This window comes from Streptomyces sp. SID12501 (genome assembly GCF_010550245.1).
Taxonomy (GTDB): Bacteria; Actinomycetota; Actinomycetes; order Streptomycetales; family Streptomycetaceae; genus Streptomyces.
Genome location: NZ_JAAGLU010000918.1, coordinates 1 through 332, shown reverse-complemented (window position 1 = coordinate 332; position 332 = coordinate 1). Strand labels below are relative to the sequence as shown.

Here is a 332-nt window from a genome sequence, read left to right as displayed (position 1 = left end):
CCGTCAGGCCACCGAAGAGGAAGGCGACGAGGAAGCCGATGGTCCACAGCATCGGCGTCTCGAACGTGAACTTGCCGCGCCACATCGTGCCGATCCAGTTGAAGAACTTCACACCGGTCGGCACCGCGATGAGCATCGTCATGAACGAGAAGAACGGCAGCAGCACCGCACCCGTGACGTACATGTGGTGCGCCCACACGGTGACGGACAGGGCCGCGATCGCGACCGTCGCGTAGACCAGCCCCTTGTAGCCGAAGATCGGCTTGCGGCTGAACACCGGCAGGATCTCGGTGACGATGCCGAAGAACGGCAGCGCGATGATGTAGACCTCG

Annotated in this window: 1 protein-coding gene; it reads right to left on the bottom strand. The window is 63.0% G+C overall.

Features of this window, described 5'->3' with window-relative positions; genetic code table 11:
• On the bottom strand, nt 1–332 hold a 332-nt coding region (locus G3I71_RS49135; RefSeq protein WP_203733252.1), incomplete at both ends, for a cbb3-type cytochrome c oxidase subunit I.